Consider the following 25,794-nt stretch of genomic DNA (forward strand, 5'->3'; position numbering starts at 1 on the left):
GCAGCAAGGCTGGGCCAGCTCGCTGGATCAGTCCGGGATCAGGGATGACGAACGCCTCCTCGCTCGAACGGCGCCTGCGCGCGGAAACCACCGGCGACGTCCTATTCGACGGCTTCAGCCGCGGCCGCTACGCCACCGACGCCTCGTTCTATCAGATCATGCCGGCCGGCGTGGTGGTGCCCCGGACCATGGACGAGGCCTTGCGGGCCATGGCGATCGCCCGTGACGAGGGTCTGAAGGTCACCCCCCGCGGTGGCGGCACCTCGCAATGCGGCCAGACCGTCAATGACGGGCTCGTGGTTGATCTCTCCAAGCACCTCAACCGGATCCTGTCGCTCGACGTCGAGAACCGGACCTGCGTGGTCGAGCCCGGCATCGTGCTTGATGACCTCAACCGGCAGCTTAGGAAGCACGGCCTGTGGTTTCCGGTGGATGTCTCCACGGCCTCGCGCGCCACCATCGGCGGCATGGCCGGCAACAATTCCTGCGGCGGCCGCAGCCTGCGCTACGGCACCATGCGCGACAACACGCTGTCGATGGAAGCGGCGCTTGCCGACGGCACGCTGAGCCGCTTCGGCGAGGTCTCGCGCGATCTCTCCGATGTCGAGGCCGGCGACAGTGCGCGCGCCCTGTTCCGCGACATGCTCGATCTCGGCGCGCGCGAGGCCGAGGAGATCGCGGCGCGCTTTCCCAAGGTGCAGCGCCGCGTCGGCGGATACAATCTCGATGCGCTGGTGCCGCGCAATGCGCCGAACAACATGGCGCATCTCTTGGTCGGCTCCGAGGGCACGTTGGCCTTCACCACGAAGGTGGAGCTGAAGCTGTGGCCGGTGATCCGCAACAAGGCGCTCGGCGTTTGCCATTTCGGCAGCTTCTACGAGGCGATGGACGCGGCTCAGCATCTGGTCAAGCTGAAGCCGATCGCGGTCGAGCTGGTCGACCGCACCATGATCGCGCTCGGCCGCGACATCGCGATGTTCAGGCCGATCATCTCCGCCGCGATCAAGGGCGATCCGGATGCGGTGCTGGTGGTCGAGTTCGCCGAGGAGGACCAGGCGGATAACCTAATGCGGCTCAAGCAGCTCGGCGAGCTCATGGGCGATCTCGGCTTCGGCTGGAACAACGACACGCGCAAATGGGGCGGCGTGGTCGAGATATCAGAACCGGCGCTGCAGAGCGGCATCGCCGATTTCCGCGCCGCCGGCCTCAACGTCATGATGTCGATGAAGCAGGAGGGCAAGCCGGTCTCCTTTGTCGAGGACTGCGCTGTGCCGCTGCCCCACCTCGCCGACTACACCGCGCGGCTGAGCGAGGTGTTTGCCAAACACGGCACCAGCGGCACGATGTATGCGCACGCCTCCGAGGGCTGCCTGCATGTGCGACCCGTGCTGAACCTGAAGCTGGAGAAGGACGTCAAGGCGATGCGCGCCATCGCCGAAGAAGCGTTTGCGCTGGTGCGCGAATACAAGGGCTCGCATTCCGGCGAGCACGGCGACGGCCTGGTGCGTTCCGAATTCCACGGGACCATGTTCGGCGAGCGTCTCGTCGCCGACTTCAAGGAAGTGAAGCAGCGCTTTGATCCGGGCGGCGTGCTCAATCCAGGTAAGATCGTCGATGCGCCCAGGATGGACGACCGCTCGCTGTTCCGCTTCAAGCCGGACTATCGCGTCGGCGAGCTGAAGACCAGGCTCGACTGGTCGGCCTACCCCGGTGCCGGCGGCGGTTTCCAGGGCGCGGTCGAGATGTGCAACAACAACGGCGCCTGCCGCAAGCTGGAAGGCGGCGTGATGTGCCCGTCCTACCGCGCGACGCGCAACGAGAAGGACGTCACGCGCGGCCGCGCCAACACGCTCCGCCTCGCCATCTCCGGCCAGCTCGGTCCCGATGCACTTTCCTCCGACGAGATGATGGAGACCCTCAAGCTCTGCGTCTCCTGCAAGGCCTGCCGCCACGAGTGCCCGACCGGCGTCGACATGGCCAAGATGAAGATCGAGGTGCTCGCCGCGCGCGTCGGCTCTCACGGCCTGACGCTGCGCGACCGGCTGGTCGGTTATCTCCCGCGCTATGCCGGTCTCGCGTCGCGCTTTGCACCGCTGGCGAATCTCCGCAACAACAGTCCGCTGTTGCGAAGACTGTTCGAGCGCTTTGCCGGCATCAGCGCGCGGCGGGCGCTACCCGCCTTCCGCAGCGACGTGTTCGTGCCTCCGGCTGACAGCGTCGGCTCCGAGACAGGACGCGAGATCGTTCTTTTCGCGGATACGTTCAATCGCATCTATGAGCGCGAGAACCTCGAGGCCGCGTTGCGCGTGCTCGTGGCGGGCGGCTATCGCGTGCATCTGCCGAAACTCGCGAGCGGCGACCGTCCGCTCTGCTGCGGTCGCACATTCCTTTCAGCCGGTCTCGTCGATGAAGCCAGGGCGGAGCTCGACCGGCTGGTAACCGCCTTCGCGCCCTACGCCGCCCGCGGCGTGCCGATCGTGGGCCTGGAGCCGAGCTGCCTCTTGACGCTGCGTGACGAGCTTGCCTCGCTGCGCAAGGACAATGACGCCAAGGCGGTCGGCGCCCACGCGCTGACCTTCGAGGAATTCCTGGTGCGCGAGGCCGAGGCCGGCCGGCTGCAATTGCCGCTCGGTACCATCGCCGACAAAGCGATTGTGCACGGCCATTGCCACCAAAAATCCTTCGGCGCCTTCAAGCCGGTCGAGCAGGTGCTGCGCCTCGTGCCGGGCCTGAAGGTCGAGACCATCGAGTCCAGCTGCTGCGGCATGGCGGGCGCCTTCGGCTACGGTGCGGACACCTATGACGCCTCGATCGAGATGGCCGAACTATCGCTGCTGCCGGCCGTGCGGCGCGCGGACAGAGATACGCTCGTCGTTGCCGACGGCACCTCGTGCCGGCACCAGATCCACGACGGCGCCCAGCGCGAAGCGCTCCACGTCGCCCGCGTGCTGGCGATGAGCCTCGATTGCGCCGACACCAACTCCACTTCTCCAGCTGCAAAGGAACCCAGCCATGGCTGACCTCACGCTCGACATCGCCCGCAAGATCCTCGACGCCGCCTTCGCCAAGGCCGGCGAGCTGAAGCTGAAGCCGCTGGTCGTCACCATCCTCGATGCACGCGGCGTGCTCAAGCTAGCCGCCGCGCAGGACGGCACCAGCCTGATGCGCGCCGAGATCGCGCACGGCAAGGCCTATGGCGCCCTCGCCATGGGCATGGGCTCGCGCGCTTTGTTCCAGCGCGCGCAGGAGCAAGCCTATTTCATCGATGCCGTGAACACGATCGCCAAGGGCGCGCTGGTGCCGGTCCCCGGCGGCGTCCTGATCATGGACGGCGCGACATTGCTCGGCGCCGTCGGCGTTTCCGGCGACACCTCCGACAATGACGAAGCCTGCGCGGTTGCGGGCATCCAGGCGGCAGGGCTGAAGGCCAACGCGGGGTGAGATGCTACTGCGAGCTTGGAGCGCGCGTGAGTCCAACTCCAGGTGTCATCGCCCGCGAAGGCGGGCGATCCAGTACTCCGAGACAATGCGAGGATACGGATGAGCCGCGGCGTACTGGATGCCCCGCCTTCGCGGGGCATGACCGTGGGGCTAGTTCCGCCCTCACCTTCCCGTCCAGACCGGCTTCCTCTTCTCGCTGAACGCCTTCAGGCCTTCCTTGGCGTCTTCGGTCATCGCCAGCAGCGCGATCTGGCTTTCGGTGTAGGCGATGCTCTCGTCGAACGACATCGCGGCGATCGCGCGCATGGCGTATTTGCCGCGGCGGATCGCGGTCGGCGATTTGTCGACGATGCGGCTGATCAACCAGTCGACCTTGGCGTCGAGCTCGGCGGTGGGCACGACGTAGTTGAGGAGGCCTGCAGCCTGCGCGGCCCTGGCATCGAACGGCTCGCCGGTGAGAGCCCATTCGTTGACGAGGCGGGGCGGCGCGATGCGCTGGAGCAGGCTCAGCACCTGCATCGGGAAAACCCCGACCTTTACCTCCGGCAGGCCGAAGACGACGTGGTCGGCCGCAACCGCCATGTCGGTCATGCACAGAAGGCCCATGCCGCCGGCCATGCAGACGCCGGCGACCCGCGCAATCGCCGGTTTGGTGGAGTTCTGTGACAAACGTAACAGATCAGCATAGTCGACATTTGGTTTGGAATGATCCATCGCGAAAGCCGCGCCGGAATTTTGCAAATCGGCGCCCGCGCAGAACGCCTTGTCGCCCGCGCCCGTCAGCACGATGACGCGGACGTCTTTGTCGTCATGCGCGTCGCGATAGCCTTTGGTGATGCCGGCGATCACGTCGCCGTTCAACGCGTTGCGTTTCTCCGGCCGATTAATGGTGATCCAGAGCGCCTGCCCGCGCTTCTCGGTGATGACGCCAGTGGTGTTGGTCATGGCTCGCTCGCTTCCTTGCTCCCGTTTGCAGCCATTTGCGGCAGGTCGGGCAGTGCGCGCAAGGGCAATCTGCGATGCCCGTCATCATAGCGTGTGGGCGCAACTTCGCTTGTCGATTGAACTACGGGATGTGCCCGCTATCCTGACTGGAGATTCCGCTGATGAGCCATTTCATGCGCGCTGCATTTCTGTTGTTGCTGGCAGGCCTGGTCATGCTGAGCGGCGGCACCGCCAGCCGCGCAGCCGATGCCGCGAAGATCGCGCTGGTGATCGGCAACGCCAGATATCCGGACAACGAATCCGTGCTCAGCGACGTCGCCAACGATGCACAGGACGTCGCTGAGGATTTGAAGCGCGCCGGTTTCGTCGTCGACAGCCAGAGCAACGTCACGGGCGATGCCATGCGGCGGGCGCTGGATCGCTTCTATGCCCGCATCGAGCGCGGGGCGGTGGCGCTGATCTTCTTCGACGGTTTCGGCATCCAGTCCAACCGCCAGACCTATCTGCTGCCGGTCGACGCGCAGGTCTGGACCGAGCCTGATGTCTCGCGCGACGGCTTCAGCCTCGACGCCATCATCGCCGAGATGAACACGCGCGGTGCCGCGATCAAGATCGCGCTGATCGACGCCTCCCGCCGCAACCCGTTCGAGCGGCGCTTCCGCCGCTATTCGGCGGGCCTCGCGCCCGCGATCGCGCCGAACAATTCGCTGGTGCTCTACTCAGCCGCGCTCGGTGCAGTCGCGCCCACCGGCAAGACCGACCGCAGCCTGTTCGTCGCCGAACTGCTGCGCGAGATGCGCGCACCGAAGATCAGCGCCGAGCAGGCTCTGGCCAACACCAAGAACGGCGTCGTCGCCGCCACCAACCGCGAGCAGGTGCCCTGGCTGTCATCCTCGCTGACGACGGAATTCTCGTTTGCGGGTGCTGCCACACGGCCACCGGACGATAAGCCGCTAACCAAGCCGGACGTGCAGAAACAGGAGCCGCAAAAGCCAATCTGCGAGGTGCCGCAAGCCGCGCCTGCCCCGACCGCGGACGACCTTGCAAGAGATCCCGTCATCGCCGACCTCAGCCGCAAGATTGCGTCGAATGCCAATGATGTCGCCTCACGCTACAAGCGCGGCCAGGTCTATGCGATCAAGCGCGCCTACGCGCTCGCCATGCAGGATTTCGACGCGGTGATCCGCCGCGCGCCCGGCGATGCGGAAGCGCTGAACAACCGGTGCTGGACCCGGGCTGCGACCGGCGATCTGCAAGGCGCGCTCGCCGACTGCAATCGCGCGCTCCAGATCGACCCCGGACTGAGCGATGCCCTCGACAGCCGCGGTCTCGTCAACCTCAGGCTCGGACGCACAACCGAGGCGATCAAGGACTACACCGACGCGATCCAGCGCAACCCGCGCTCCTCGTCCTCGCTGTTCGGGCGCGGCATCGCCGCCCGCAAGAGCGGCGGCGACGGCGCCACAGACATTGCGCAGGCGAAGGCGATGAACCCCGATATCGCGAAGGAGTTCGTAGGGTACGGTGTGACGGAGTGCGTGCCCTGAGGAAACGCTCCGCAAATGTAGCTACGCTCCTCGGCGACGCCTGAGCCAGCGCCTCGTCCTTCGAGACGACCGCTTCGCGGTCTCCTCAGGATGAGGCTCATCAGCGCCGGTGCCCTTTGAATTGGCTGCCACGCGCTCCGTCCTCATCCTGAGGAGCCCGCCGACGGCGGGCGTCTCGAAGGATGGCCGATTAGACGGAAACAGCCTTCCTGATCCAGACCTTGTTGTCGTGGAATGCGGCGCCGCCGATCGGCGCGATCGTATCCGCGCCGGTCAGCATGTTGATGCCGCGGCCGCCGATATGGCCCTTGTTCGGATGAACGGATTCGGCGATCAGCACGCCGCGCCGCACGCCCTCGAACAGTGTTGCGATCAGCGTGGTCTCGCCGCGGCCGTTGCCGAGCGTCACCGCATCGCCATCGGCGATGTCGAGCGCAGCCGCGTCAAGGGGGTGGATCATCACGCTTGCCCTGCCCTCGCGCGCCTGCGAGGACGGCGTCTCGTTGAAGGTGGTGTTGAGGAAGCTGCGCGAGGGGCTGGTCGCGAGCCGGAACGGATGAGCCTGGTCGGCGTGCTCGATCACCGCCCAATGGTCCGGCAGATCAGGCATCTTGTCGTAGTCGCCCATGGTCTGGCCAAATGGCGGATGCGCCCAATCGGCCTTGAAGTGGAATTTCTTGTCGGCATGGGCAAAGCCGTCGAGATAATGCGAGGTGCGGAAATCCGGCTGCAGGTCGCGCCAGATATCGGCTTCGAGGCCGGCGATGTCACCGTGATTGCTCAGCTTCAGCGTCGCGTCGATCAGCTCGCGCGGCGTCATCTCGAAGCCCGGATGCTTTGCGCCGAGCCGCGGCGCCAGCGCCTGCAACACCTCATGGTTGGAACGACACTCGCCGGGCGGGTCGATCAGCTTCGGTCCGACCGAGATGTGCTGATGGCCGCCGCCGTAATAGAGATCGTCGTGCTCCATGAACATGGTCGCCGGCAGCACGATGTCGGCCATCTCGGCGGTCTCGGTCATGAACTGCTCGTGCACCACGACGAACAGGTCCTCGCGCGCAAAGCCCTGCCGCACCAGCGCCTGTTCCGGCGCCACTGTCATCGGATTGGTGTTCTGGATCAGCATGGCCTTGACCGGACCCTTGCCCAGCAAGGCTTCGGCATCGCCAGTGAGGATGCGGCCGACCTGCGACTGGTCGAGCGCGCGGATGGTCTTGTCGATTGCATCATGGCCTTCGATGATGGATTCGTTGAAGTGCCACAGCGCGAAATTGTTGAAGAAGGCGCCGCCGCCTTCATATTGCCAGGCGCCCGACACCGCGGGGATGCACAGCGCGGCATGCATCTGCGTCGCGCCATTGCGCGAGCGGGTGAAGCCGTAACCGAGACGCAGGAACGTCCGCTTGGTCTCGCCGACCGCTTTGGCGAAGGCCTCGATCTCCGACACCGGCACGCCGCAGATAGCGGAAGCCCATTCCGGCGTGCGCGTCTTCAGATGCGCCTCGAGCTCGGCGGGGCAATCGGTGTATTTGTCCATATAGGCGCGGTCGGCGTAGCCGTCACGGAACAGGACATGCATCACGCCGCAGGCAAACGCGCCGTCGGTGCCGGGCCGCAGGATGATCTTGATGTCGGCCTGCTTCATGGTGTCGTTGTCGTAGATGTCGACCGCGGCGATCTTCGCGCCACGTTCCTTGCGCGCGCGGGCGGCGTGCGTCATCACGTTGACCTGGGTGTTGACCGGATTGGTGCCCCAGATCACGACGAGATCGGACAGCGCCATCTCGCGGGGATCGACGCCGGCGATCTTGCCGGTGCCGATCGCGAAGCCGATGCGCGCGACATTGGCGCAGATGGTCTGATAGAAGCGCGAATATTTCTTCACATGGGTGAGACGGTTGAGGCCGTCGCGCATCACCAGGCCCATGGTGCCGGCATAGTAATAGGGCCAGATCGATTCCGCGCCGAACTCGCGCTCGGCCTGGTTGAAGCGGTCCGCGATCTCGTCGAGCGCCTCGTCCCAGGAGATCCGCGCGAATTGCCCGGAGCCTTTCGGGCCAACGCGGCGCATCGGAAACGTCACCCTGTCAGGGTGATGGATGCGCTCGGCGTAGCGGGCGACCTTGGCGCAGACGACACCGGCCGTATAGGTCTGCTTTTTCGAACCTCGGACGCGGCCGATGCTGCGGCCTTCAACCACCTCGACATCGAGCGCGCAGGCCGACGGGCAATCATGCGGGCAGGTCGAATGGCGGATTTCGATCTTGGCGTGCTGGTTCATGGCCAGATTCGTAACACCAAAATACCTGCCAGCCGAGGGCATTTATCCGGCAATGCCCATGCGATTTTGCTCATTCCGCGCGCGCCCGAGGTTCCTGCTGCGCCTGCGAAGACGACGCCACCGTTGCGCACAGGGCAATCCCGGGCCAGCTCGCCCCTGCCCTATTTGTGCAGCTGGGTGAGCCCGGTCGGCGGGCCGTCGACAGCGGTCCAGCCGCCATCGACAAACAGCGTGCTGCCGCTGACATAGCTCGCGGCGTCCGAGGCGAGATAGGCCACTGCGGTGGCGACCTCGTCGGCGCTGCTCCAGCGGTTGAACACGGTATGGCCGGCATAGAGATTGTAGATGTCGGGGCGCTGCTTGAACGGGCCGGTCAGCGCGGTCTCGGCAATGCTCGGCGCGATAGCGTTGACGCGCACGCCGGCATGGCCGACCTCGGAGGCGAAGCCCTTCACCAAAAGACCGATCGCCGCCTTGGTCGAACCATAGACGCCGAGGCCCGGCTCGATCGTCACCGCGCGCACCGAGGAGCAGGCGATGATGCTGCCGCCCTTCTGCTCCACCATGATACGGCCGAAGGCCTGGAAGAAGAAGACCGTGCCCTTGACGTTGAGGTTGAGGACGCGGTCGAGATCCTCCTCGGTGTAATCCAGGATGGTCTTGCGGATGTTGAGTCCCGGTGTCGTCACGGCGATGTCGAGCCGCGGGAATTTCTGCGTCACGATCTTCGCGAGCGCGCCGACGTCCGCCGCGCTTGCGGCGTCGCACGAAGCTGCCTCCGCCCAGCCGCCCTTCTCCCGAATGCCGGCTGCGGTCGCTTCCGCCGCATCGCGCGCGCGATCGGCGCAGACAACGCGGGCGCCGAGCCCGGCCAAGGCCTCGGCCGACGATTTGCCGATGCCGGACGCGGCGCCGAGCACGACTGCGGTCTTGCCGGTGAGATCGAAGAGCTTGCGATAGTCCGTCACTGATAGTGTCTCCCAGGTGCTGTCAGCCCTTGTAGCCCATCAGCAGGCGGGGCAGCCACAGCGAGAATGCAGGGACGTAGGTCACGAACATCAGTGCTGCGATCAGCGCGGCATAGAACGGCAGGATGGTGCGCATCACCGCGCCGACCGAGATGCCGCCAATGGCGCAGCCGACGAACTGCGTGGTTCCGACCGGCGGGGTGTTGAGTCCGAGAGCGCAGTTGATCAGCATCAGCATGCCGAACTGCACCGGGTCCATGCCCGCCTTCATCGCGATCGGCAGGAAGATCGGCGTGCAGATCAGGATCGTCGCCGCCATGTCCATGAACGTGCCGAGCACGAACAGGATGACGTTGATGAGCAGGAAGATCATCCAGGGCTGCGTCGAGACCTTGCTCATCATCTCGCCGGCGAGGTCGGCCACCTCGTAGAGTCCCATCAGGTACTGGAACATGGTGGAGACGCCGATCAGAAGCAGCACCACGCCCGTCGTCTTCACGGCTTTGGCCGCGGCGCGCAGGAAGTTGCTCCAGGTCATGGTGCGGTAGATGAAGAAGGTCAGCAGGATCGTGTAGGTGACGGCGATGGCCGCCGATTCCGTTGCCGTGAACACGCCGGAGAGGATGCCCGCCAGGATGATGCCGACGATCAGAAGGCCTGGCAGCGCGGCCGCGAGCGAGCGGAACACCTCGGCCCAGCCCGGGAATTTTCCTGCGGGATAGCCCCGCTTCACCGCGACCGCGTAAGCGGCGACCAGCATGCAGACCATCAGCACCAGCGCCGGCAGGAGGCCGGCGGCAATCAGCGCGCCGATCGAGACCTTGCCGCCGGCGGCAAGCGCATAGATGATCATGTTGTGGCTGGTCGGCATCAAGGCTCCGACCAGCGAGGCATGGGTGGTGACGTTGACGGCGTAGTCGGTGTCGAAGCCCTCTTTCTTCATCATCGGGATCATCACCGCGCCCATCGCCGACACGTCGGCCACGGGCGAGCCGGAGACGCCGCCGAACAGCGTGCACGCGACCACATTCGACATGCCGAGCCCGCCGCGGATGTGCCCGACGAGATTCTTGGCGAGCTGCACGATCTTGTCGGCGACGCCGCCATGCAGCATCAGCTCACCGCTGAACACGAAGAAGGGAATGGCGAGGAACGAGAAGATGTTCATCCCCGACATCATCTGCTGGAAGATGACGGCGACCGGCAGGCCTTCGTAGAGGATGGTGCAGATCGCCGAGAGACCGATCGCGAAGGCGACGGGAACGCCGAGGATGAGGAAGCCGAAGAAGGTGGCGCCGAGGATGATCAGTTCCATGAGGGGACCACCTCTTCGCCGCGCAGGAGAGCAATGATGTGCTCGATTGAAAAGGAAACGATCAGGAGGCCGGAGGCGATCAGCGGCACGTAGCGGATCACCTCGGGCAGGCCCAGATTGGGGATATGCACGGTTCCGACCGACGCGCCGAGGATCCAGCCGTTGTAGACCATCGCTACGCCGAACACGGCCACCAGGACGTGGATCAAGAGCTCGATCTTCTCCCGCATGTGATCCGGAAGCATCACCAGCAAGCTGTCCATGCCGATGTGTCCGGCATCGCGCACGCCGACGGCGGCACCGATCAGCGTGACGTACAGGATGAGAACCAGCGCGAGGTTTTCCGTCCAGGTCGGGCTGGAGTTGAGCACGTAACGTCCGAACACCTGGTAGAAGACGATGATGACGATGACGAGCAGGCCGGTGACGGACAGATACATGCCCGCGCGCGCGACGGGCGCATTGATCCGCGACAGCAAGCCGGTGGACGGGCGGCCGGTGACCGCCTCGTGCTCGTGATCTGCGACGTGTGGATCTGTCATCCCGCCCCTCCCCGCCGGGGTCCGGTGCCGCGGGTCGGCGGCTCCGGACCCGACGCCGTTGTGCTTACTTCGTGTCCTGGATGCGCTTGACGAGGCTCTGGAGCTTCTCGTCGCCGGCGAACTTCTGGTACACCGGCTTCATCGCGTCGACGAACTCCGCCTTGTTGGCGATCGTGACGACCTGAACGCCGGCCGCCTCGACGGTTTTGCGGGAAGCCTGCTCGCGCTCGTCCCAGAGCTTGCGCATGACGGGCACGGATTCCTTGGCCGCCTTGCGGACCATGGCCTGGTCGTCCTTGCTCAGCGTGTCCCAGACCTTCTTCGACATCACGAGAACCTCAGGCGCCAGCGAGTGCTCGGTGATATTGTAGAACTTGGCGGCCTCGAAGTGACGCGAGGACTCATAGGAAGGCCAGTTGTTCTCGGCAGCGTCCACAAGGCCCGTCTTGAGCGCGGTATAGACCTCGCCATAGGGCATTGGCGTCGGGTTGGCGCCGAGGCTCTGGATCATGCCGACCCACAGGTCGGATTGCTGGACGCGGATCTTCAGGCCCTTGAGGTCGGCGAGCGACTTGACCGGTGCCTTGACGGTGTAGATGGACCGGGCGCCGCTGTCGTAATAGGCAAGGCCGACCAGGCCCGCGGGCGCCATTGAGGCCAGGATCTCGTCGCCGATCGGCCCGTCGAGGACGGTGCGCATGTGCTGCGTATCCCGGAAGACGAAGGGCAGGCACAGCGCGATGGTCTCAGGCACGAAATTGTTCAGCGGCGATGCGTTGATCCGCATCATGTCGAGCGCGCCGATCTTGAGCTGCTCGATGGTGTCCTTCTCGGAGCCCAGGGCGCCGTTCGGATACACCTTGACGCCGAGCTTGCCGCCGCTCGCCGCCGCGAGCTGCTTGCCCATGAACTTGACGGCCTCGACGGTCGGATAATCGGCGGGATGGATGTCGGCGGAGCGGAAATCGCGCGCAGTCGCCAGGGGCGCTGAGACCGCCAGTGCAACGGCGGTGATGATACCGGTGAGCGTCTTCATCTGGGCTTTCCTCCTGGTTGATTGCATTGATTATATCGTTGTCGGGCCGCCTGCAGGCCGCCTTGGGTCGCTCCACTTCAGACGTGAAGTCAAGCGCCAAGTCGTCCCTAGGGCGGCCGGCATTCTCTGTCCAAGCCAAATCCAGCATCGATCAATGCAAGAGTTGCATCGATCAATTTCCCGCGCAATTCGTCCTACGGCGGGTACGCGGACCTGGCTGACGTCGCCGCCACGTGACTTGACGCCGGCAATGAAGGCCCCTCAAGATATTCGGAAGAGCGGACGAAGTTGAGGGAATGCCCATGCCGCGGAAGCTGATCGATATCTCGGTGCCGCTCAAGAACGACGTGACGGCCGATCCGCCGGGCAACCATCCGACGATCCAGTACATCGATCACCAGCAGGGCCTGCCGCGCATGCTGCAGTTCTTCGATGGCCTGAAGGCGCAGGATCTGCCGGATGGCCAGGGCTGGGCCGTCGAGCAGGTCTCGCTGTCGACGCACAATGGAACGCATCTCGATGCGCCCTGGCATTTTCATCCGACCATGAACCGCGGCGAACGGTCATGGACCATCGACGAAGTGCCGCTGGAATGGTGCTTCCAGCCCGGCGTGAAGCTCGACTTCCGGCATCTGCCCGACGGCTACGTGGCGAGCGCCGGCGATGTCGAGCAAGAGCTGAAGCGCATCGGGCACACGCTGTCGCCGCTGGAGATCGTCGTCGTCAACACCAGCGCCGGCGCGAAATTCGGCCAGGCCGACTACGTCAATTCCGGCTGCGGCATGGGCTATGAGGCCACCATGTACCTGCTCGAACGCGGCGTCCGCCTGACCGGCACCGACGGCTGGAGCTGGGACGCGCCGTTCGTCTATACCGCGAAGAAATATGCCGAGACAAAAGACGCAGGCCTGATCTGGGAAGGCCACAAGGCGGGACGGCACATCGGTTATTGCCATCTCGAGAAGCTGCACAATCTCGATCAATTGCCGTCGACCGGGTTCACCGTCTCGTGCTTCCCGGTGAAGATCGAACGCGCCTCGGCGGGTTGGACCCGCGCGGTCGCGATCATCGACGATTAGGCTCGAGCTCTCACGCGCCGTCGAGGCCGCTCTCGGCGAGCTCGCGCAGCGCATCGGTATCCAGCACGACGATGGCGCCGTGTTCGAGACGAACCCAGTTGCGGCCGGCCCAGGCGCGCAATTGCTTGTTGATGCTCTCGCGCGTCATTCCCACCATCTCGCTGATCTCCTGCTGCGTGATGGCGAGCGTGCCGCTGCCGGAGTCGAGCTTGCGCTCCTCGGTGAGACCGAGCAGCGCGCTGGCGAGCCGGCCCGGCAGGTTCTGGAGGATCACCTGCTCGACCTGCTGGCTGGTCCAGCGCAGGCGTGCGCAGAGCAGCTCGATGAACTTCATCGCCAACGCCGGCTGGCTCTTCACGAACGGCAGGAAGTCCCGGCGATCGATAATATAAAGCTCGCAATTGGTGTTGGCGGTGGCGTCGGCCGACCTGGGCGCGCCATCGAGCACGGCGATCTCGCCGAAAATCTCTCCGGGACCGATCAGATTGAGAATGGCGTTCCGCCCATCCGGCGAGGAAGAGGAGATCTTCACCGTACCCGTGATCACCGCGAACAGATTGTTGCCGGGATCGCCCTTGGCGGCGATGGTCGCACCGCGCTTCACGGTGGTGTGCTTGGCATAGCGGCAGAGCTGGTCGAGCGCCTCCGGCTCCAGATCCGCGAAGATCGGGTGCTTGCGCAGGACCGATAGTTTGTTGCCCGCCGACTGTCGGGGATCGCCGGTCTTGTCCTGAGGCACGCCGCGGCTCCTGAGACTGCGAGGCACTGGGGTTCCTGCGTAGTCAACGTTACCAGGCTTTTCAACCGGAAAGCACGGGCGCGATTTCAGGCAAATGCCGCGAAAATGCCGTGTTCGGGCCGGGCCGGGTACCCAAGGGATGCGTCGATGCATTGGGATCGATGCAGAGTTGCAGGCAACGCAAGTCGATTGCGTTGAGGCGCTGCGGCAGGCTGGCTTGTCAGGCTGCGGCCAGAGCCTCGACACGCGCGGCGTCGCGCAGGCTGATGCCGCCATGGAGGATCTCGATGACGCCATGACGCTCCAGCTTGGTGAAGGTGCGGCTGACGGTTTCGATGGTCAGGCCGAGATAGTCGGCGATGTCCTGGCGGCTCATCGGAAGCGGCACCATATCCGGCGATCCCCCGAGCGCCGACAGACGCTGACGCCAGCCGAGCAGAAAGGTCGCGACCTTCTCGTCCGCCGAGCGGCGGCCGAGCAAAACCATGTGGTCGCGCGCCTGGCTCAGCTCGCGAACGGCGAGCTCGTTGATCCGCCTCAGCAGTTGCGGCCGGTCCTCGACGAAGCGGCCGAAAGCTGCCTTGCCGAACTGGCACACTGTCACCGCACCGATCGCGTCGGCCGAAAAATTGTGGCGGCCGGACAAGTTCATCCCCAGGAAATCGCCGGGCAAGGCGAAGCCCACGATCTGCCGCCGGCCGTCAGGCAGCAGCTTGTACAACCGCATGACGCCTTCCAGGACGTTGTAGAACGAGGTGGTGATGTCCTCCTCGGAGAACACGGTCTCGCCCGAGTCGAAACGGACACGGCGTGCCAGATGCTCGAACTCCCGGAGTTCGGCGGCGTCCAGCGACGCGCAAACCGCCGCACCGCGGACGGCGCAATCGTCACAGACATGTCCGTTCGGCTCAATCGCGACCACGGAAGGCTTCATCCATCGCTCCAAGCGTCGGCCTTGGCTCGGCCCCGGCCGATTTGCCACGCACCTGCATTTTACTGCGCCGTGGCAAAGGCGATTGACTCAGATCAAATCCGGCGAACCTCACCACTATTTCTCGCAAAGCGGTCGACCGTTACACCGCCTGCACGGTCCAGCCGATCAGCTCCTTCGCAAGGCGGGCGAAGGCCACATCGAATGCCGCAACTGCCGACGCGGGCTCGACCTTGTCGAGCTTCTCGCCGGTCTCGATGAGGCGCGAGGCGATCACCTTGCCGTTCTTGTCGACGATCCGTGCCGACAGTGCGATCTCGACCCGCGTGCCGACGTCGGTGGCAATCCCGAACCGCCTGATGTCGATCAGGAGCTGATAGTCCGCCGCCCCGAGATCGCTCGTGCGCAGCGGCGCGTGAGCGATGTCGTAATTCTCGAAACTGTCGATCAGGCGCGCCTGCACCAGCTTTGGAATGCTGTCGGCCCAGAGGAAGTCGGCAAAGCCCGGATTGCTGCCGCTGGGTGAGAACAGCATGCGCTGGGTCTGGAGCATCGCGACGGCGGTCGGCTCGGGAATGGTCAGCGACGCCGTCAGCGTCTTGCCAGTCGGCCCCAGATTCTGCGGCGTGCGCAGGTCGTAGGTGATCTTCTGCGCGGGCGTTCCGCCGCCCGTCATCTTCTCGAGGCCCGCCAGGATGCCGTCGATCTTGCCGGTGTTGCGCGCGAGCCCATCGGAGAACGTCTTCAGACTGGCAATGGTGTCCTTCAGCGGGCCTGAATTGTCCTCGAGCACGGTATCGACCCGCCGCAGCGCGTCGCGCGCGGCCTGCGTCATGCTTTGGCCTGCGCCGGCCTCTGCGATCAGGGTCAGCGGCTCGCCGGATTTGGCGATGATCATGCCGCCCTCCAGCGTCACCACAGGGACGCCGGTCAGGCCCTGGAAATCGAGCCCGACCTTGGTGTCGGCGCGCACCGGCGTCGCCGCGGCAACCGAGATCGTCGCATTGACGAAGCGCGGGTTATCCGACGCGAGCCCGAGCTGGCTGACCTCACCGACGCGGATGCCGTTAAACAGCACGCCGGCACCGACCAGCAGGCCCGGCACCGGCCCCTGGAATTGCACATGGTAGTTCGTGCGCGGGCCGATGCCGCCGGTGTTGTTCAGCCAATAGACGAAGCCGAATACCGCGAGGATCGCAGCCAGCACGAAGGTGCCGATCAGGACGTAGGGAGCGCGGGTTTCCATATGTCATCTCATTTCGTGTTGCAGCATCTGCGAGCGCTTGCCGTGGAAATAGGCGCGCACCCAGGGATGCTCGGATTGCAGCAGCTCGCGCATCGGGCCGATCGCGACGATCCTGCCGTCGGCGAGTGCGGCGACGCGGTCGCAGACCGTGGTCAGGCTCGCAAGATCATGGGTGACCATAAACACGGTGAGGCCCAGGGTCTTTTGCAGCGTCTTGATCAGCGCGTCGAAATCCCCGGCGGCGATCGGGTCGAGGCCGGAGGTCGGCTCGTCCAGAAACAGGATCGGCGGGTCGAGCGCGAGCGCGCGCGCCAATGCCACGCGCTTGGTCATGCCGCCCGACAGCTCCGCCGGATATTTGTCCGCGTCCTGCGCCCGCAGCCCGACCATCTCGAGCTTGGCGATCGCGATCTCGTCCATCAGCTCCTGCGACAGGACCAGATTCTCGCGCAGGGGAAACTGGACGTTCTGTCTCACCGTCAGCGACGAGAACAGCGCGCCCTGCTGGAACAGGATGCCCCATGTCGTGGCGGCGCCATGAGCTCGACCATCGATGGGCCGTCCCATGACCTCGATGGTACCGCTCCGGCGCGGAATGAGGCCGATGATGGTGCGCATCAGCACCGACTTGCCGCCGCCTGACGCCCCAACGAGCCCGAGGATCTCTCCTTGGCGGACGTCGAGCGACAATCGGTCGAGCACGGTCTGGCGGCCAAAGCCGACCACGAGGTCGCGGACGCGGATCGCGAACTCCTGCTGTGGTTCGGCCATTGTCACATTCCGATCGACGCGAAGAAGATCGCGAACAGGCCGTCGAGCACGATCACCAGGAAGATCGACTTCACCACGGACGTCGTGGTCTGCCGTCCGAGCGATTCCGCGCTGCCCTTCACGCGCAAACCCTCGCTACAGGCGACGATCCCGATCACCAGCGCCATGAACGGCGCCTTCAGGATGCCCACCTCGAAATGGGTGATGGAAATGGCGTCATGCAGCCGCGCGATGTAGATCGCCGGTCCCATGTCGCCGTAGAACTGAGCAACCAGCCCGCCGCCGTAGAGCGCGGCGATGGACCCGATGAAGGCGAGGATCGGCAGCGCGATGACGAGGGCGGCAACACGCGGCAGGATCAGGACGTCGACGGAATCGAGGCCCATGGTCGAGAGCGCGTCGATCTCCTCGCGCATCTTCATCGAGCCGAGCTCGGCGGTGTAGGCGCTGCCAGAACGGCCCGCGACCATGATGGCGACGATCAGCACGCCGAGCTCGCGCAGGACCAGGATGCCGACCATATCGACGGTGTAGGACTCCGCGCCGAACCTTCGGAAATGGAAGAATCCCTGCTGGGCGATGATGGCGCCGATCAGGAAGGTGATCAGCACGACGATGGGAATCGCCTGCCATCCGATACGATAGAGCTGATAGACCAGCGAGGTCAGCCGCAGCGATTTTGGCCGGCGCAGCACGCCGATCACGGCCATGAACAACGCGCCGAGCAATTGAAGAAAGATCGTGATGTCTTCGCGCGCACCGACAGTTGCCTTGCCGAGATCGCCCAGCCTGAGCAGGACCGGATTTGACCGGGCCGCCGGCGCAGGGGTGTCGCGATTGACCTGGCGCACCTCGTCCATCAGGCCGCTGAAATGGTCGGCGACGCCGACGAATTCAGCCGATCTGCCTGACGATGCAGCCCGGCGCGACAGCTTCTCCAGGACCCAGGCACCGAGCGTATCGAGCGCGCTGACGCCGGACATGTCGAGGGTCACGGCCCTGGATCGTTCGACATCCGCCCCAACCGACCGGGACAATGTTTCGAGCCTCACCACATTCGCTGCGGTCCACGGCCCTTCCGGGCGCAATTTCAGCAGGTCGCCGGACGGCGTTGCCAGCAACAGCGGTTCGGAGTTCACGCTTCCACCTCATCGGGCCGACTGGTGCCCATTCAGCCGGCATTTCTAGGCCAGCATGTGGCGGCCGGATTGACCTGTCTCAAGATGATGGCCGGAGCGCACCCCTTGACACAAATCAAGCAGGGCTGCGGCCGCGGGTCCTAGGTTGCCGGCATTCAACGAGGATACCCAATCCATGTTCGACAGCGACAGGATGAGCGACGAACTGCGCGCGCTGAAGGTTGACGTCACGCGTCTTTTGAGCACCGCCGGCGAGCAGATCTACGACACCACGAAAGATCGCGCCGAGGCGCTGGCCGACCAGATCAAGGAGGCGCTCGCCGAACTCGGTGAGACCGCCGAGCAAGAGCAGGAGCAGCTTCAGGGCCTGATTGCGGATCGGCCGATCACGTCGCTCGCCTCCGCCTTCGCGCTCGGCGTGGTGGTCGGCTTCATGCTGAGGAGACATTAGGTGAATACCGAGAATGTCGTCAAACATCTGCGCGTGCTGTGGCGCACCGACAGGATCATCGCGGACATCAGGCTGCGCCATCTGGCGATGGGGCTTGGCCTTCGCGCCTTCGCGGCGCTGATTGCGGCATTCGGGCTCCTGATGCTGGAGCTATCGGCCTATTTCGCGCTGGTGCAGATGTGGAGCGCGATTGCCGCGGCCGCCATCCTCGGCGCCGTCAACTTCGTCATCGCCGCGGTACTGTTCGTGATCGCCGGCCGCGCTCCGTCGGGGCGTGACATCGAGTTCGCCAATGAAATTCATGACGCCTCCATCGAAGCGCTCCAGCTCGAGGCGCGCGCGCTCCAGGCCCAGGTGTCGGGTGCCGTGCATCATCCGCTCAGCACGATCGTGCCGGTGCTGCTGCCGCTGATCGCGATTATCGTCAGGAATCTCCGGAAGACGGCCAAGGAGTCCGCCTCCTCGCCGGGTGAAGCCGGGTCCTAAGCTCCGCTCAAAATTTCAGCCTGACGTCGCAGATGTCAGGCTCTGACGGGTCCGGCTTTACCTCGAAGCCGAGCTGCCGGCACATCTCGAGCATGACGATGTTCTCCTGGAGCACGTCGCCCGAGATGGTCTTCAGCCCTTCCGACTTCGCGTAGTCGATGATCAGCTGCATCAAGGCCCATCCGAGGCCCCTGCCCTTGAGATCGGACCGCAGCAGGATGGCATACTCGCCGCTCTCGTAGATCGAGTCCGAATGCAGCCGGACGACGCCGACCATCTCGCTGGTCTCCTCGTCGAAGGCAATGAAGGCCATCGCGCGCGCATAATCGAGCTGGGTCAGGCGCGCGATGAACTCGTGGGTAAATTCCTTCATCGGTGCGAAGAAGCGCAGGCGGAGATCGTGCGCGGTCACGTGACGCAGGAATTCGTGGATGGTCGGCTCGTCCTCGGGACGCAACGGCCGCACGAAGATGCGCCAGCTGTCCTTGAGTTTGAGGCGGCGCTCCCACTGCGACGGATAGGCTCTAACGGCGAAATTGGCCGGGCCGGAGCCGGCGAATTTCCGTTGCGGCGGCCCCACGGCGACGCGGGCGTCGACAGCAGTCACGCCGGTCTCATCCGCGAGCAGCGGATTGATATCGAATTCGCGGATCTCGGGGATGTCGGCGGCCATCTGCGCCAGCTTGACCAGCACCATGGCGACGGCGTCTTGCTTCACCGCCGGCACATCACGATAGGCCTTTAGCAGCCGCGACACGCGTGTGCGGTCGATCAGGTCGCGGGCGAGTTGCAGATCGAGTGGCGGCAGCGCCAGCGCCTTGTCGTTGATGATTTCCACGGCCGTCCCGCCTCGGCCAAAGACGACGACGGTTCCGAAGGTGGGATCGTCGGCAAGACCAAGAATGAGCTCCCGCGCCTTCGCCTTGACCACCATGGCCTGCACGATGACGCCGCCGATGCGGGCTTCGGGCCGCAGCTTCCTCGCGCGATCGAGAATATCCGTGGCGGCCGCGCGCACAGCATCCGGCGTGGTCAGATTGAGGACGACGCCCCCGACATCCGACTTGTGGACGATGTCGCGCGACATGATCTTCAGCACCACGGTCCCGCCTTGCGCGAATATCTCCTTCGCGCAGGCCACCGCCTGCTCGACATCAGCAGCGGCATAGGTCGGCACCATCGCGATATCGTAGGCTTCGAGCAGGTGTTTGATCTCGACAGGCTCGAGCCATTGGCGGCCGTCCGCGATCGCCGCGGTGACGATCTGCCTGGCGGCTCGGGCGTCCGGCACGAACGTATCAGGCATCGCGGGCGGAACCTGGCTCAGTTCTTCCACCACCTCGCGGTGCCGGACCAGATGCATGAAGCCGCGCACCGCATCGTCCTCGGTCGGGTAATTGGGAATGCCCGCGTTGGAGAGGGCCTGAATGATGGTCTGATCGGCCCCGACCCACGCGGCGAGCACAGGCTTCGCCCATCGGCGATGCTGATCACGGTATTTTCCGACGAGTTCGGTCACGGTCGCAGCGATTTCGGCGGCCGAGGCAATCGCCGTTTGCACGTTGAGGACGAGGACCGCATCGTTATCGGGATCGGCGAGCAGCAGCTCCAGCGCCGCGGCGTAGCGCGCAGCATCAGCGTCGCCCACGATATCGACGGGATTTGCACCGGACCAGGTCGGCGGCAGCGCGGCATCGAGTTTCTTGCGGACGTCGGCCGAGATCGAGGCCGGAATTCCACCGAGCTCGACCAATCGATCGATGGCGAGGACGCCAATGCCGCCGCCATTGGTCAGGATGGCCAAGCGCTTCCCCGCCGGCGATTCGACACGGCCGAGCGTCTCGGCGCAATCGAACAGCTCCCGCAGGTCGGAGACGCGCAGCACACCCGCGCGGCGGAACGCGGCGTCATAGACCGCGTCGGCACCGGCAAGCGCACCGGTATGCGTGGCCGCGGCCTTCGCACCCTGCGCCATGCGGCCGGACTTCACCACGACGACCGGCTTCACGCGCGCGGCGGCGCGCGCCGCCGACATGAACTTGCGCGCGTCCTTGATCGCCTCGATGTAGAGCAGGATCGCGCGGGTCTTGTGATCCATCGCGAAATGGTCGAGCAGATCGGCAAGGTCGACGTCGATCTGGTCCCCGATCGAAACAATGCCGGAGAAGCCCACCCCGCGCTGCGCCGCCCAATCGACCATGCCGGCCGCGATCGCGCCCGATTGCGAGATCAGCGCGAGATTGCCTGGTCCCGGCATGTGCGCGGCAAAACTGGCATTGAGGCTGACCGCGGGCATCATGATGCCGAGGCAGTTCGGCCCGATCAGCCGCATGCCGTGTTTGCGGGCCGCAGCGATCGCGCCCTCGCACAGGGATCCCGGACCGTGGCCGAGCCCGGCCGAGACGATCAGCGCGCCCGCCGAGCCGCGACGTCCGGCTTGGTCGATGATGCCGGGAACCTCGCGCGCCGGCGCGGTGATGACCACGAGCTCTGGCACGAAAGGCAACTTGTCCAGGCTCTTCACCGCAGCGATCCCGCCGATCTCGGCATGGCGCGGATTGACGAGGCCAAATTCTCCCTTGAACCCCGCCCTGCGGATGTTCTCCAGGACGGCACGCCCGACCGATACCGGGCGGGCACTTGCGCCGACCAGCGCGACAGAGCGAGGCGACAGCAGGTTTTTCAGGCGATAAGTCGACATGAAAGCAAATGCGCCCGGTCGCTGGCGGTTCCGATGGTGGATGATCAGGGCGAAAACTGCGAGTCTCGTGTGAAATCATAACCCATCACGGTGGCTGGCCAATGACGGTCTTCGTCACACCGCCCCAAATGATCTCTCCTTGACCACCAGAATAGGCCGGGTTTCGTCGGGACGGTTGATCCTGGTCAAGCAGCAGAATTGCGACAGGCAGCTCGGGACGGCGATTGACCGGCGTCAAGGACTGGCCGCGATCTCGCTTTAGGAATTAACTGCGTTGCGGACCCGCTCCGCTTCAACGCATCTGGATGTGCAGCAGGAATGACGGACGAGTCTGCGACCCAGGATCGGATCTTTGCGGTCCTCACCGATCCCGCCGTGCATCCGGGGGTGAGGCGGATCGATACGCACGCAGCCTCCGTGTTTCTCGACGGCGATCGCGCGCTCAAGATCAAGCGGGCCGTGAAATTTCCGTTCCTCGACTATTCGACGCTCGACAAGCGCAAGGCAGCCTGCGAGGAGGAGATCAGGATCAACCGGCCGCTGGCGCCGCAGATCTATCACGCCGTGGTGGCGATCACGGAGGAGCCGGATGGGTCGGTGCAGATCGACGGGCCCGGCCGGCCGATCGAATATGCGGTCTCCATGTCGCGCTTCGACGAAAGCCAGACGCTGGATCATCTGGCCAATGCCGGCCCGCTGGATGAGGCTCTCGCGTTGGCTACCGCCGACGCGATCATAGCCGCGCATGCGGCGGCAGAGCGCGCCGAAGGCAAGGCGTGGATATTCGCCATCCCCGGCCTGATCGACGGCAACAGCAAAGGCCTGGGAACCGGCAATCGCTTGGACGCTGATGAAATCGCGCAGCTTGCCGAGGCTTCGCACGTGATGTTCCAGCGCCTCCGGCCGGTGCTTGAAGAGCGCAGCCGCCAGGGCTTCGTGCGCCGCTGCCACGGCGACCTGCATCTTGCCAACATCGTGTCGATCGGCGGGCGGCCGGTGCTGTTCGATGCCATCGAATTCGATCCCCAAATAGCAACTGTCGACGTTCTCTACGATCTCGCATTCACGCTGATGGACTTGTTGCGCCACGATCAGGCACGCGCGGCCAACATCGTCCTGAACAGATATTTCGCCGCGACGCCGCCCGACAATCTCGATGCGCTCTCCACCCTGCCGCTTTTCATGTCGATCCGGGCGGCGATCCGCGCGCAAGTTGCACTGGCACGTCTGAAGCCGCCAGGTTCTGAAGATACCGACATCCTCGGGGATGCACGGCGCTATTTCGGCCTCGCCCGCATGCTGATCCGTCCTCCCGCTCCACGGCTGATCGCCGTCGGCGGACTGTCCGGCACTGGAAAGACGGTTTTGGCGCGCGCGCTCGCGCCAAGCGTCGCGCCACAGCCGGGCGCAATCGTGCTGCGCAGCGACGTCATTCGCAAGCAGATGTTCGGGCTCGAGGACACGCAGCGGCTGCCGCCATCCGCATACACGCCTGATGTCACGGCCCGCGTTTATGACACCTTGGCCCGGCAGGCCCGGCGGGTGCTGGCGCAAGGTCATTCGGTGATCATCGACGGCGTATTCGCCCGCGAGGAGGAACGAGAGGCGATCACTGCGATGGCGCGCGAATGCAACGTGCCGTTGAACGGCCTATTCCTGGTTGCGGACCTCGCAACCCGGCAGGCGCGGATCGGAAGCCGCCGGGGGGATGCATCCGACGCCACGCAAGAGGTTGCCGCGCAGCAGGAGCACTATAATATCGGCCGTGTCGGTTGGGCGAGCATCGATGCATCCGGGGCGCCAGAGCGGACGCTTCAGAGCTGCCGGGATGCAATTGCTGAGGGCATAAGGCAATCTGATTGACGCGGGCAAGGATGGCGCGACCCAGCACGACCTCGACGGCCGCACGCGCCATGCCGACGACGCGGCGTAGCGCCCTCCCCGGCCGCCTCAGTCCCGGCATGGCCTGCGACACGGCGTTCCGGATCATCGCCCGCCGTCATTTCGATGCCGTGCTCGCCCAACACGACGGCACATGCCGCGGCGATCCCGACGCGCTGCACCAGATCCGGATCGCGCTGACGCATCTTCGCACCGCCATCCGATTTTTCTCGCCGATGGTCGACGACCCGCAGCGGCCGCATGTCTGGGCCGAACTGAAATGGCTCAACAGTCAGCTTGGCATGGTGCGGGATCTCGACGTGGCGATCGAGCGTGTCGTCGCCGAAAGCGGTGACGAACTCGCCGTGATCGCCGAGCTCCAGCACTGGGACGAGAAGCGTGCCGAGAGCCATCGCCTGCTGGCGCGCGCGCTGCAATCGGCGCGCTATCGCCGCTTGGTCGAGCAGACCTCGGCCTGGATCGAGAGCGGCTCATGGTCGACCCGCCGCAGCAAGGAAGCCATCCGACTGCGCCGCTGCTCGCTCGCCGACCACGCGACCGAGCGGCTGACGGCGTGGGAAAAGACCCTGCTCGAGAAAGCCCGGAAACTGAGCAAGCTCGACGTCGAGAAACGGCACAAGCTGCGGCTCCTCAACAAGCGAATGACCTATTCGGTCGAATCGCTAGCGGATCTGTTCGCCGATGGGTCGGCGACGAAGCAGAAGTCGATTCTCAAGCAATTGCGCAAGGCACAGAAATCCCTCGGGCAGTTGAACGACGATGCGCGCGGGCAGGCGCTTGCGGCATCGCTGAACGGCGCCGGCCCGGAAGCCGGCATTCGCTTCCACGACCGCAAGCGGGAAAAGAAGCTGCTGCGAAAAGCGTCAGCGGCCTACCGGAAGCTGGACAAGTCCAAGCCGTTCCGCTCCTCGGACCTCGCGCCGAACCCGGAGCCTGAGGATTAGGTGCTCGCCCCCGCTTGACTTGCGTCAAATCCAGCCTCTCCCGATGATCTAAGCTTCGCACATCGATATCAGTGTGAACTCGCGGAGCTTCCCGATGCGCGCCCATCAGATCATGACCCGATCGGTCATCTCGGTTACTCCTGACACCAGCATCGTCGAGGCCGCGAACATCATGCTGAAGCGGCATGTCAGCGGCCTCACGGTCGTGGACGAGACCGGCAGGCTAGTCGGCATTGTCTCGGAAGGGGATTTCATCCGCCGCAGCGAAATCGGCACCGGACGTAAGCGCGGACGGTGGCTGAGATTCATCCTCGGTCCGGGCAAATCGGCCAGCGACTTCGTCCACGAGCACGGCCGCAGGGTCTCGGAAGTGATGACGGAATCGGTCGTGACCATCACCGAGGACACGGCGCTCGCCGAGATCGTCGATCTCATGGAACGCAATAACGTCAAGCGGCTGCCGGTGGTGCGCGGCGACAAGGTCGTCGGGATCGTCTCACGCGCCAATCTGCTACAGGCGGTGGCGGGGCTCGCCCGCGAGGTGCCGGACCCGACGGCGGACGACGATCACATTCGCAGCCGCATCATCGAAACCATGGAGAAGAACGATTGGTGCCCGTTCGGGCTGAACGTCATCGTCCGCGACGGCATCGTTCACCTCAGCGGCGTCATCACCGAGGAGCGCACGCGGCAGGCCGCGGTCGTCGCCGCGGAGAACGTTGCGGGCGTGAAGAAGGTGCACGACCATCTCTGCTGGGTCGACACCATATCGGGCGTCTATCTCAACTCGCCCGAGGACGACAGGCTTGCCAAAGCGGGCTAACCAGCGCGACCCGATCGCGAGCCGGGCTCAGCGAGGAATGACGGCGGTGGCCTCGATTTCGACGCGCGCCGCCTTCTCGACCAGCCGGACGACCTGAACCAGCGCCATCGCGGGATAGTGCGCGCCGAAGATGTCGCGATAGATCCTGCCCAGCTCCTTCAGATTGGCCAGGTACTCGTCCATGTCGACGACGTACCAGGTCAGGCGCACTAGGTGTTCGGGTCGCGCGTCGGCCTCGGCCAAGATCGCTGCGATGTTAGCCAAGGTCTGGCGCACCTGCGCGACGAAGCCGTCCGCGAGACGCTCTTCGGCATCCCAGCCGATCACCCCGCCCGTGACGACGATGCGTCCCTCGGCCGCCATGCCATTGGCATAGCCCTTCGGCAGCGGCCAGCCGGACGGCTGCAGGACCTGCGCCTTCGGACGGGTTTCGTGCTCGGCTGCCGCCGGCAGCACCGCGAGCTGCGGACCTTTGGGCGTTGTCACGGACAATTCTCTATCCTTCTC

22 protein-coding genes are annotated in these 25,794 nt (G+C 65.0%); 9 read left to right on the plus strand and 13 right to left on the minus strand.

Going from position 1 to position 25,794, the window contains the following annotated elements; all coding sequences use genetic code 11:
• Nucleotides 1-44: 44 nt before the first annotated feature.
• Nucleotides 45-3,020, plus strand: a complete 2,976-nt coding sequence (locus tag BCCGELA001_RS25750) for an FAD-binding and (Fe-S)-binding domain-containing protein (protein WP_060736626.1) — start codon at nt 45-47, stop codon at nt 3,018-3,020.
• Entirely contained in the window at nt 3,013-3,441 is a 429-nt protein-coding gene (locus BCCGELA001_RS25755; protein WP_060736627.1) for a GlcG/HbpS family heme-binding protein, read from the plus strand. Before BCCGELA001_RS25750 ends, BCCGELA001_RS25755 begins: the two co-directional genes overlap by 8 nt.
• Nucleotides 3,442-3,603: 162 nt before the next feature.
• Here the strand turns inward: BCCGELA001_RS25755 and BCCGELA001_RS25760 are convergent, their stop codons facing one another.
• Entirely contained in the window at nt 3,604-4,386 is a 783-nt protein-coding gene (locus tag BCCGELA001_RS25760) for an enoyl-CoA hydratase/isomerase family protein (RefSeq protein ID WP_060736628.1), read from the minus strand.
• A gap of 161 nt (nt 4,387-4,547) precedes the next feature.
• On the opposite strand from BCCGELA001_RS25760, the gene BCCGELA001_RS25765 reads away from it, so the two are divergent.
• The gene (locus tag BCCGELA001_RS25765) at nt 4,548-5,933 is read left to right on the plus strand and encodes a caspase family protein (protein WP_008555439.1); all 1,386 of its coding nucleotides are present in this window, start codon (nt 4,548-4,550) and stop codon (nt 5,931-5,933) included.
• A gap of 190 nt (nt 5,934-6,123) precedes the next feature.
• On the opposite strand, the gene BCCGELA001_RS25770 is transcribed toward BCCGELA001_RS25765, so the two are convergent.
• The 5 genes from BCCGELA001_RS25770 to BCCGELA001_RS25790 form a co-directional block, all read right to left on the minus strand.
• Nucleotides 6,124-8,214, minus strand: a complete 2,091-nt coding sequence (locus tag BCCGELA001_RS25770; RefSeq protein WP_008555441.1) for a molybdopterin oxidoreductase family protein — start codon at nt 8,212-8,214, stop codon at nt 6,124-6,126.
• 161 nt (nt 8,215-8,375) lie between these two features.
• Nucleotides 8,376-9,182: an SDR family NAD(P)-dependent oxidoreductase gene (locus tag BCCGELA001_RS25775; RefSeq protein ID WP_008555443.1), complete on the minus strand. Its 807-nt coding sequence runs from the start codon at nt 9,180-9,182 to the stop codon at nt 8,376-8,378.
• 22 nt (nt 9,183-9,204) lie between these two features.
• Entirely contained in the window at nt 9,205-10,497 is a 1,293-nt protein-coding gene (locus BCCGELA001_RS25780) for a TRAP transporter large permease (protein ID WP_060736629.1), read from the minus strand.
• A complete protein-coding gene (locus tag BCCGELA001_RS25785; RefSeq protein WP_008555455.1) occupies nt 10,488-11,039 on the minus strand; it encodes a TRAP transporter small permease in 552 nt (183 codons plus the stop codon). Before BCCGELA001_RS25785 ends, BCCGELA001_RS25780 begins: the two co-directional genes overlap by 10 nt.
• A 64-nt stretch (nt 11,040-11,103) precedes the next feature.
• A complete protein-coding gene (locus BCCGELA001_RS25790) occupies nt 11,104-12,075 on the minus strand; it encodes a TRAP transporter substrate-binding protein (RefSeq protein ID WP_008555456.1) in 972 nt (323 codons plus the stop codon).
• Between the two features lie 302 nt (nt 12,076-12,377).
• Here BCCGELA001_RS25790 and BCCGELA001_RS25795 point away from each other — a divergent pair, with 302 nt between their 5' ends.
• The gene (locus BCCGELA001_RS25795; RefSeq protein ID WP_008555458.1) at nt 12,378-13,154 is read left to right on the plus strand and encodes a cyclase family protein; all 777 of its coding nucleotides are present in this window, start codon (nt 12,378-12,380) and stop codon (nt 13,152-13,154) included.
• A gap of 10 nt (nt 13,155-13,164) precedes the next feature.
• Here BCCGELA001_RS25795 and BCCGELA001_RS25800 read toward each other — a convergent pair whose 3' ends face one another.
• The 5 genes from BCCGELA001_RS25800 to BCCGELA001_RS25820 all read right to left on the minus strand — a co-directional run bounded on the left by BCCGELA001_RS25800 (nt 13,165) and on the right by BCCGELA001_RS25820 (nt 17,980).
• Nucleotides 13,165-13,893: a Crp/Fnr family transcriptional regulator gene (locus BCCGELA001_RS25800; protein ID WP_008555459.1), complete on the minus strand. Its 729-nt coding sequence runs from the start codon at nt 13,891-13,893 to the stop codon at nt 13,165-13,167.
• A 220-nt stretch (nt 13,894-14,113) separates the two neighbouring features.
• Nucleotides 14,114-14,827 (minus strand): helix-turn-helix domain-containing protein, encoded by a 714-nt coding sequence (locus tag BCCGELA001_RS25805; protein WP_008555461.1) that lies wholly within the window; start codon nt 14,825-14,827, stop codon nt 14,114-14,116.
• A gap of 139 nt (nt 14,828-14,966) precedes the next feature.
• Nucleotides 14,967-16,070: an ABC-type transport auxiliary lipoprotein family protein gene (locus tag BCCGELA001_RS25810; protein ID WP_060736630.1), complete on the minus strand. Its 1,104-nt coding sequence runs from the start codon at nt 16,068-16,070 to the stop codon at nt 14,967-14,969.
• Nucleotides 16,071-16,073: 3 nt separating this feature from the next.
• A complete protein-coding gene (locus BCCGELA001_RS25815) occupies nt 16,074-16,841 on the minus strand; it encodes an ABC transporter ATP-binding protein (protein WP_008555474.1) in 768 nt (255 codons plus the stop codon).
• Between the two features lie 2 nt (nt 16,842-16,843).
• Nucleotides 16,844-17,980 (minus strand): ABC transporter permease, encoded by a 1,137-nt coding sequence (locus tag BCCGELA001_RS25820; protein ID WP_008555475.1) that lies wholly within the window; start codon nt 17,978-17,980, stop codon nt 16,844-16,846.
• 175 nt (nt 17,981-18,155) lie between these two features.
• Here BCCGELA001_RS25820 and BCCGELA001_RS25825 point away from each other — a divergent pair, with 175 nt between their 5' ends.
• Together BCCGELA001_RS25825 and BCCGELA001_RS25830 are read left to right on the plus strand one after the other, a co-directional pair.
• Nucleotides 18,156-18,431: a hypothetical protein gene (locus tag BCCGELA001_RS25825; protein ID WP_060737833.1), complete on the plus strand. Its 276-nt coding sequence runs from the start codon at nt 18,156-18,158 to the stop codon at nt 18,429-18,431.
• Nucleotides 18,432-18,917 (plus strand): phage holin family protein, encoded by a 486-nt coding sequence (locus BCCGELA001_RS25830; protein WP_060736631.1) that lies wholly within the window; start codon nt 18,432-18,434, stop codon nt 18,915-18,917. It begins immediately after the preceding gene.
• A gap of 7 nt (nt 18,918-18,924) precedes the next feature.
• On the opposite strand, the gene BCCGELA001_RS25835 is transcribed toward BCCGELA001_RS25830, so the two are convergent.
• Nucleotides 18,925-21,618 (minus strand): bifunctional acetate--CoA ligase family protein/GNAT family N-acetyltransferase, encoded by a 2,694-nt coding sequence (locus tag BCCGELA001_RS25835; RefSeq protein ID WP_060736632.1) that lies wholly within the window; start codon nt 21,616-21,618, stop codon nt 18,925-18,927.
• A 318-nt stretch (nt 21,619-21,936) separates the two neighbouring features.
• Here BCCGELA001_RS25835 and BCCGELA001_RS25840 point away from each other — a divergent pair, with 318 nt between their 5' ends.
• The 3 genes from BCCGELA001_RS25840 (at nt 21,937) to BCCGELA001_RS25850 (ending at nt 25,287) form a co-directional block, all read left to right on the plus strand.
• A complete protein-coding gene (locus tag BCCGELA001_RS25840; protein WP_060736633.1) occupies nt 21,937-23,481 on the plus strand; it encodes a bifunctional aminoglycoside phosphotransferase/ATP-binding protein in 1,545 nt (514 codons plus the stop codon).
• A gap of 11 nt (nt 23,482-23,492) precedes the next feature.
• Nucleotides 23,493-24,464 carry a CHAD domain-containing protein gene (locus BCCGELA001_RS25845; protein WP_008555510.1) on the plus strand — a complete coding sequence of 324 codons (972 nt, stop codon included), beginning with the start codon at nt 23,493-23,495 and terminating at the stop codon, nt 24,462-24,464.
• 94 nt (nt 24,465-24,558) lie between these two features.
• On the plus strand, nt 24,559-25,287 hold the full coding sequence (locus BCCGELA001_RS25850; RefSeq protein WP_008555511.1) for a CBS domain-containing protein: 729 nt from the start codon (nt 24,559-24,561) through the stop codon (nt 25,285-25,287).
• A 27-nt stretch (nt 25,288-25,314) separates the two neighbouring features.
• Here BCCGELA001_RS25850 and BCCGELA001_RS25855 read toward each other — a convergent pair whose 3' ends face one another.
• Entirely contained in the window at nt 25,315-25,773 is a 459-nt protein-coding gene (locus BCCGELA001_RS25855; RefSeq protein ID WP_008555513.1) for a RidA family protein, read from the minus strand.
• Nucleotides 25,774-25,794: the final 21 nt, after the last annotated feature.

It is taken from the genome of Bradyrhizobium sp. CCGE-LA001, assembly GCF_000296215.2.
In the GTDB taxonomy this organism is placed as follows: domain Bacteria; phylum Pseudomonadota; class Alphaproteobacteria; order Rhizobiales; family Xanthobacteraceae; genus Bradyrhizobium.

What these genes read in the sequence shown, in the direction of transcription:
- BCCGELA001_RS25750 (WP_060736626.1), top strand. Translation starts at nt 45, where the DNA reads ATGACGAACGCCTCCTCGCTCGAACGGCGCCTGCGCGCGGAAACCACC.
- BCCGELA001_RS25755 (WP_060736627.1), top strand. Translation starts at nt 3,013, where the DNA reads ATGGCTGACCTCACGCTCGACATCGCCCGCAAGATCCTCGACGCCGCC.
- BCCGELA001_RS25760 (WP_060736628.1), bottom strand. Translation starts at nt 4,386, where the DNA reads ATGACCAACACCACTGGCGTCATCACCGAGAAGCGCGGGCAGGCGCTC.
- BCCGELA001_RS25765 (WP_008555439.1), top strand. Translation starts at nt 4,548, where the DNA reads ATGAGCCATTTCATGCGCGCTGCATTTCTGTTGTTGCTGGCAGGCCTG.
- BCCGELA001_RS25770 (WP_008555441.1), bottom strand. Translation starts at nt 8,214, where the DNA reads ATGAACCAGCACGCCAAGATCGAAATCCGCCATTCGACCTGCCCGCAT.
- BCCGELA001_RS25780 (WP_060736629.1), bottom strand. Translation starts at nt 10,497, where the DNA reads ATGGAACTGATCATCCTCGGCGCCACCTTCTTCGGCTTCCTCATCCTC.
- BCCGELA001_RS25785 (WP_008555455.1), bottom strand. Translation starts at nt 11,039, where the DNA reads ATGACAGATCCACACGTCGCAGATCACGAGCACGAGGCGGTCACCGGC.
- BCCGELA001_RS25790 (WP_008555456.1), bottom strand. Translation starts at nt 12,075, where the DNA reads ATGAAGACGCTCACCGGTATCATCACCGCCGTTGCACTGGCGGTCTCA.
- BCCGELA001_RS25795 (WP_008555458.1), top strand. Translation starts at nt 12,378, where the DNA reads ATGCCGCGGAAGCTGATCGATATCTCGGTGCCGCTCAAGAACGACGTG.
- BCCGELA001_RS25805 (WP_008555461.1), bottom strand. Translation starts at nt 14,827, where the DNA reads ATGAAGCCTTCCGTGGTCGCGATTGAGCCGAACGGACATGTCTGTGAC.
- BCCGELA001_RS25810 (WP_060736630.1), bottom strand. Translation starts at nt 16,070, where the DNA reads ATGGAAACCCGCGCTCCCTACGTCCTGATCGGCACCTTCGTGCTGGCT.
- BCCGELA001_RS25815 (WP_008555474.1), bottom strand. Translation starts at nt 16,841, where the DNA reads ATGGCCGAACCACAGCAGGAGTTCGCGATCCGCGTCCGCGACCTCGTG.
- BCCGELA001_RS25825 (WP_060737833.1), top strand. Translation starts at nt 18,156, where the DNA reads ATGTTCGACAGCGACAGGATGAGCGACGAACTGCGCGCGCTGAAGGTT.
- BCCGELA001_RS25835 (WP_060736632.1), bottom strand. Translation starts at nt 21,618, where the DNA reads ATGTCGACTTATCGCCTGAAAAACCTGCTGTCGCCTCGCTCTGTCGCG.
- BCCGELA001_RS25840 (WP_060736633.1), top strand. Translation starts at nt 21,937, where the DNA reads ATGACGGACGAGTCTGCGACCCAGGATCGGATCTTTGCGGTCCTCACC.
- BCCGELA001_RS25845 (WP_008555510.1), top strand. Translation starts at nt 23,493, where the DNA reads ATGGCGCGACCCAGCACGACCTCGACGGCCGCACGCGCCATGCCGACG.
- BCCGELA001_RS25850 (WP_008555511.1), top strand. Translation starts at nt 24,559, where the DNA reads ATGCGCGCCCATCAGATCATGACCCGATCGGTCATCTCGGTTACTCCT.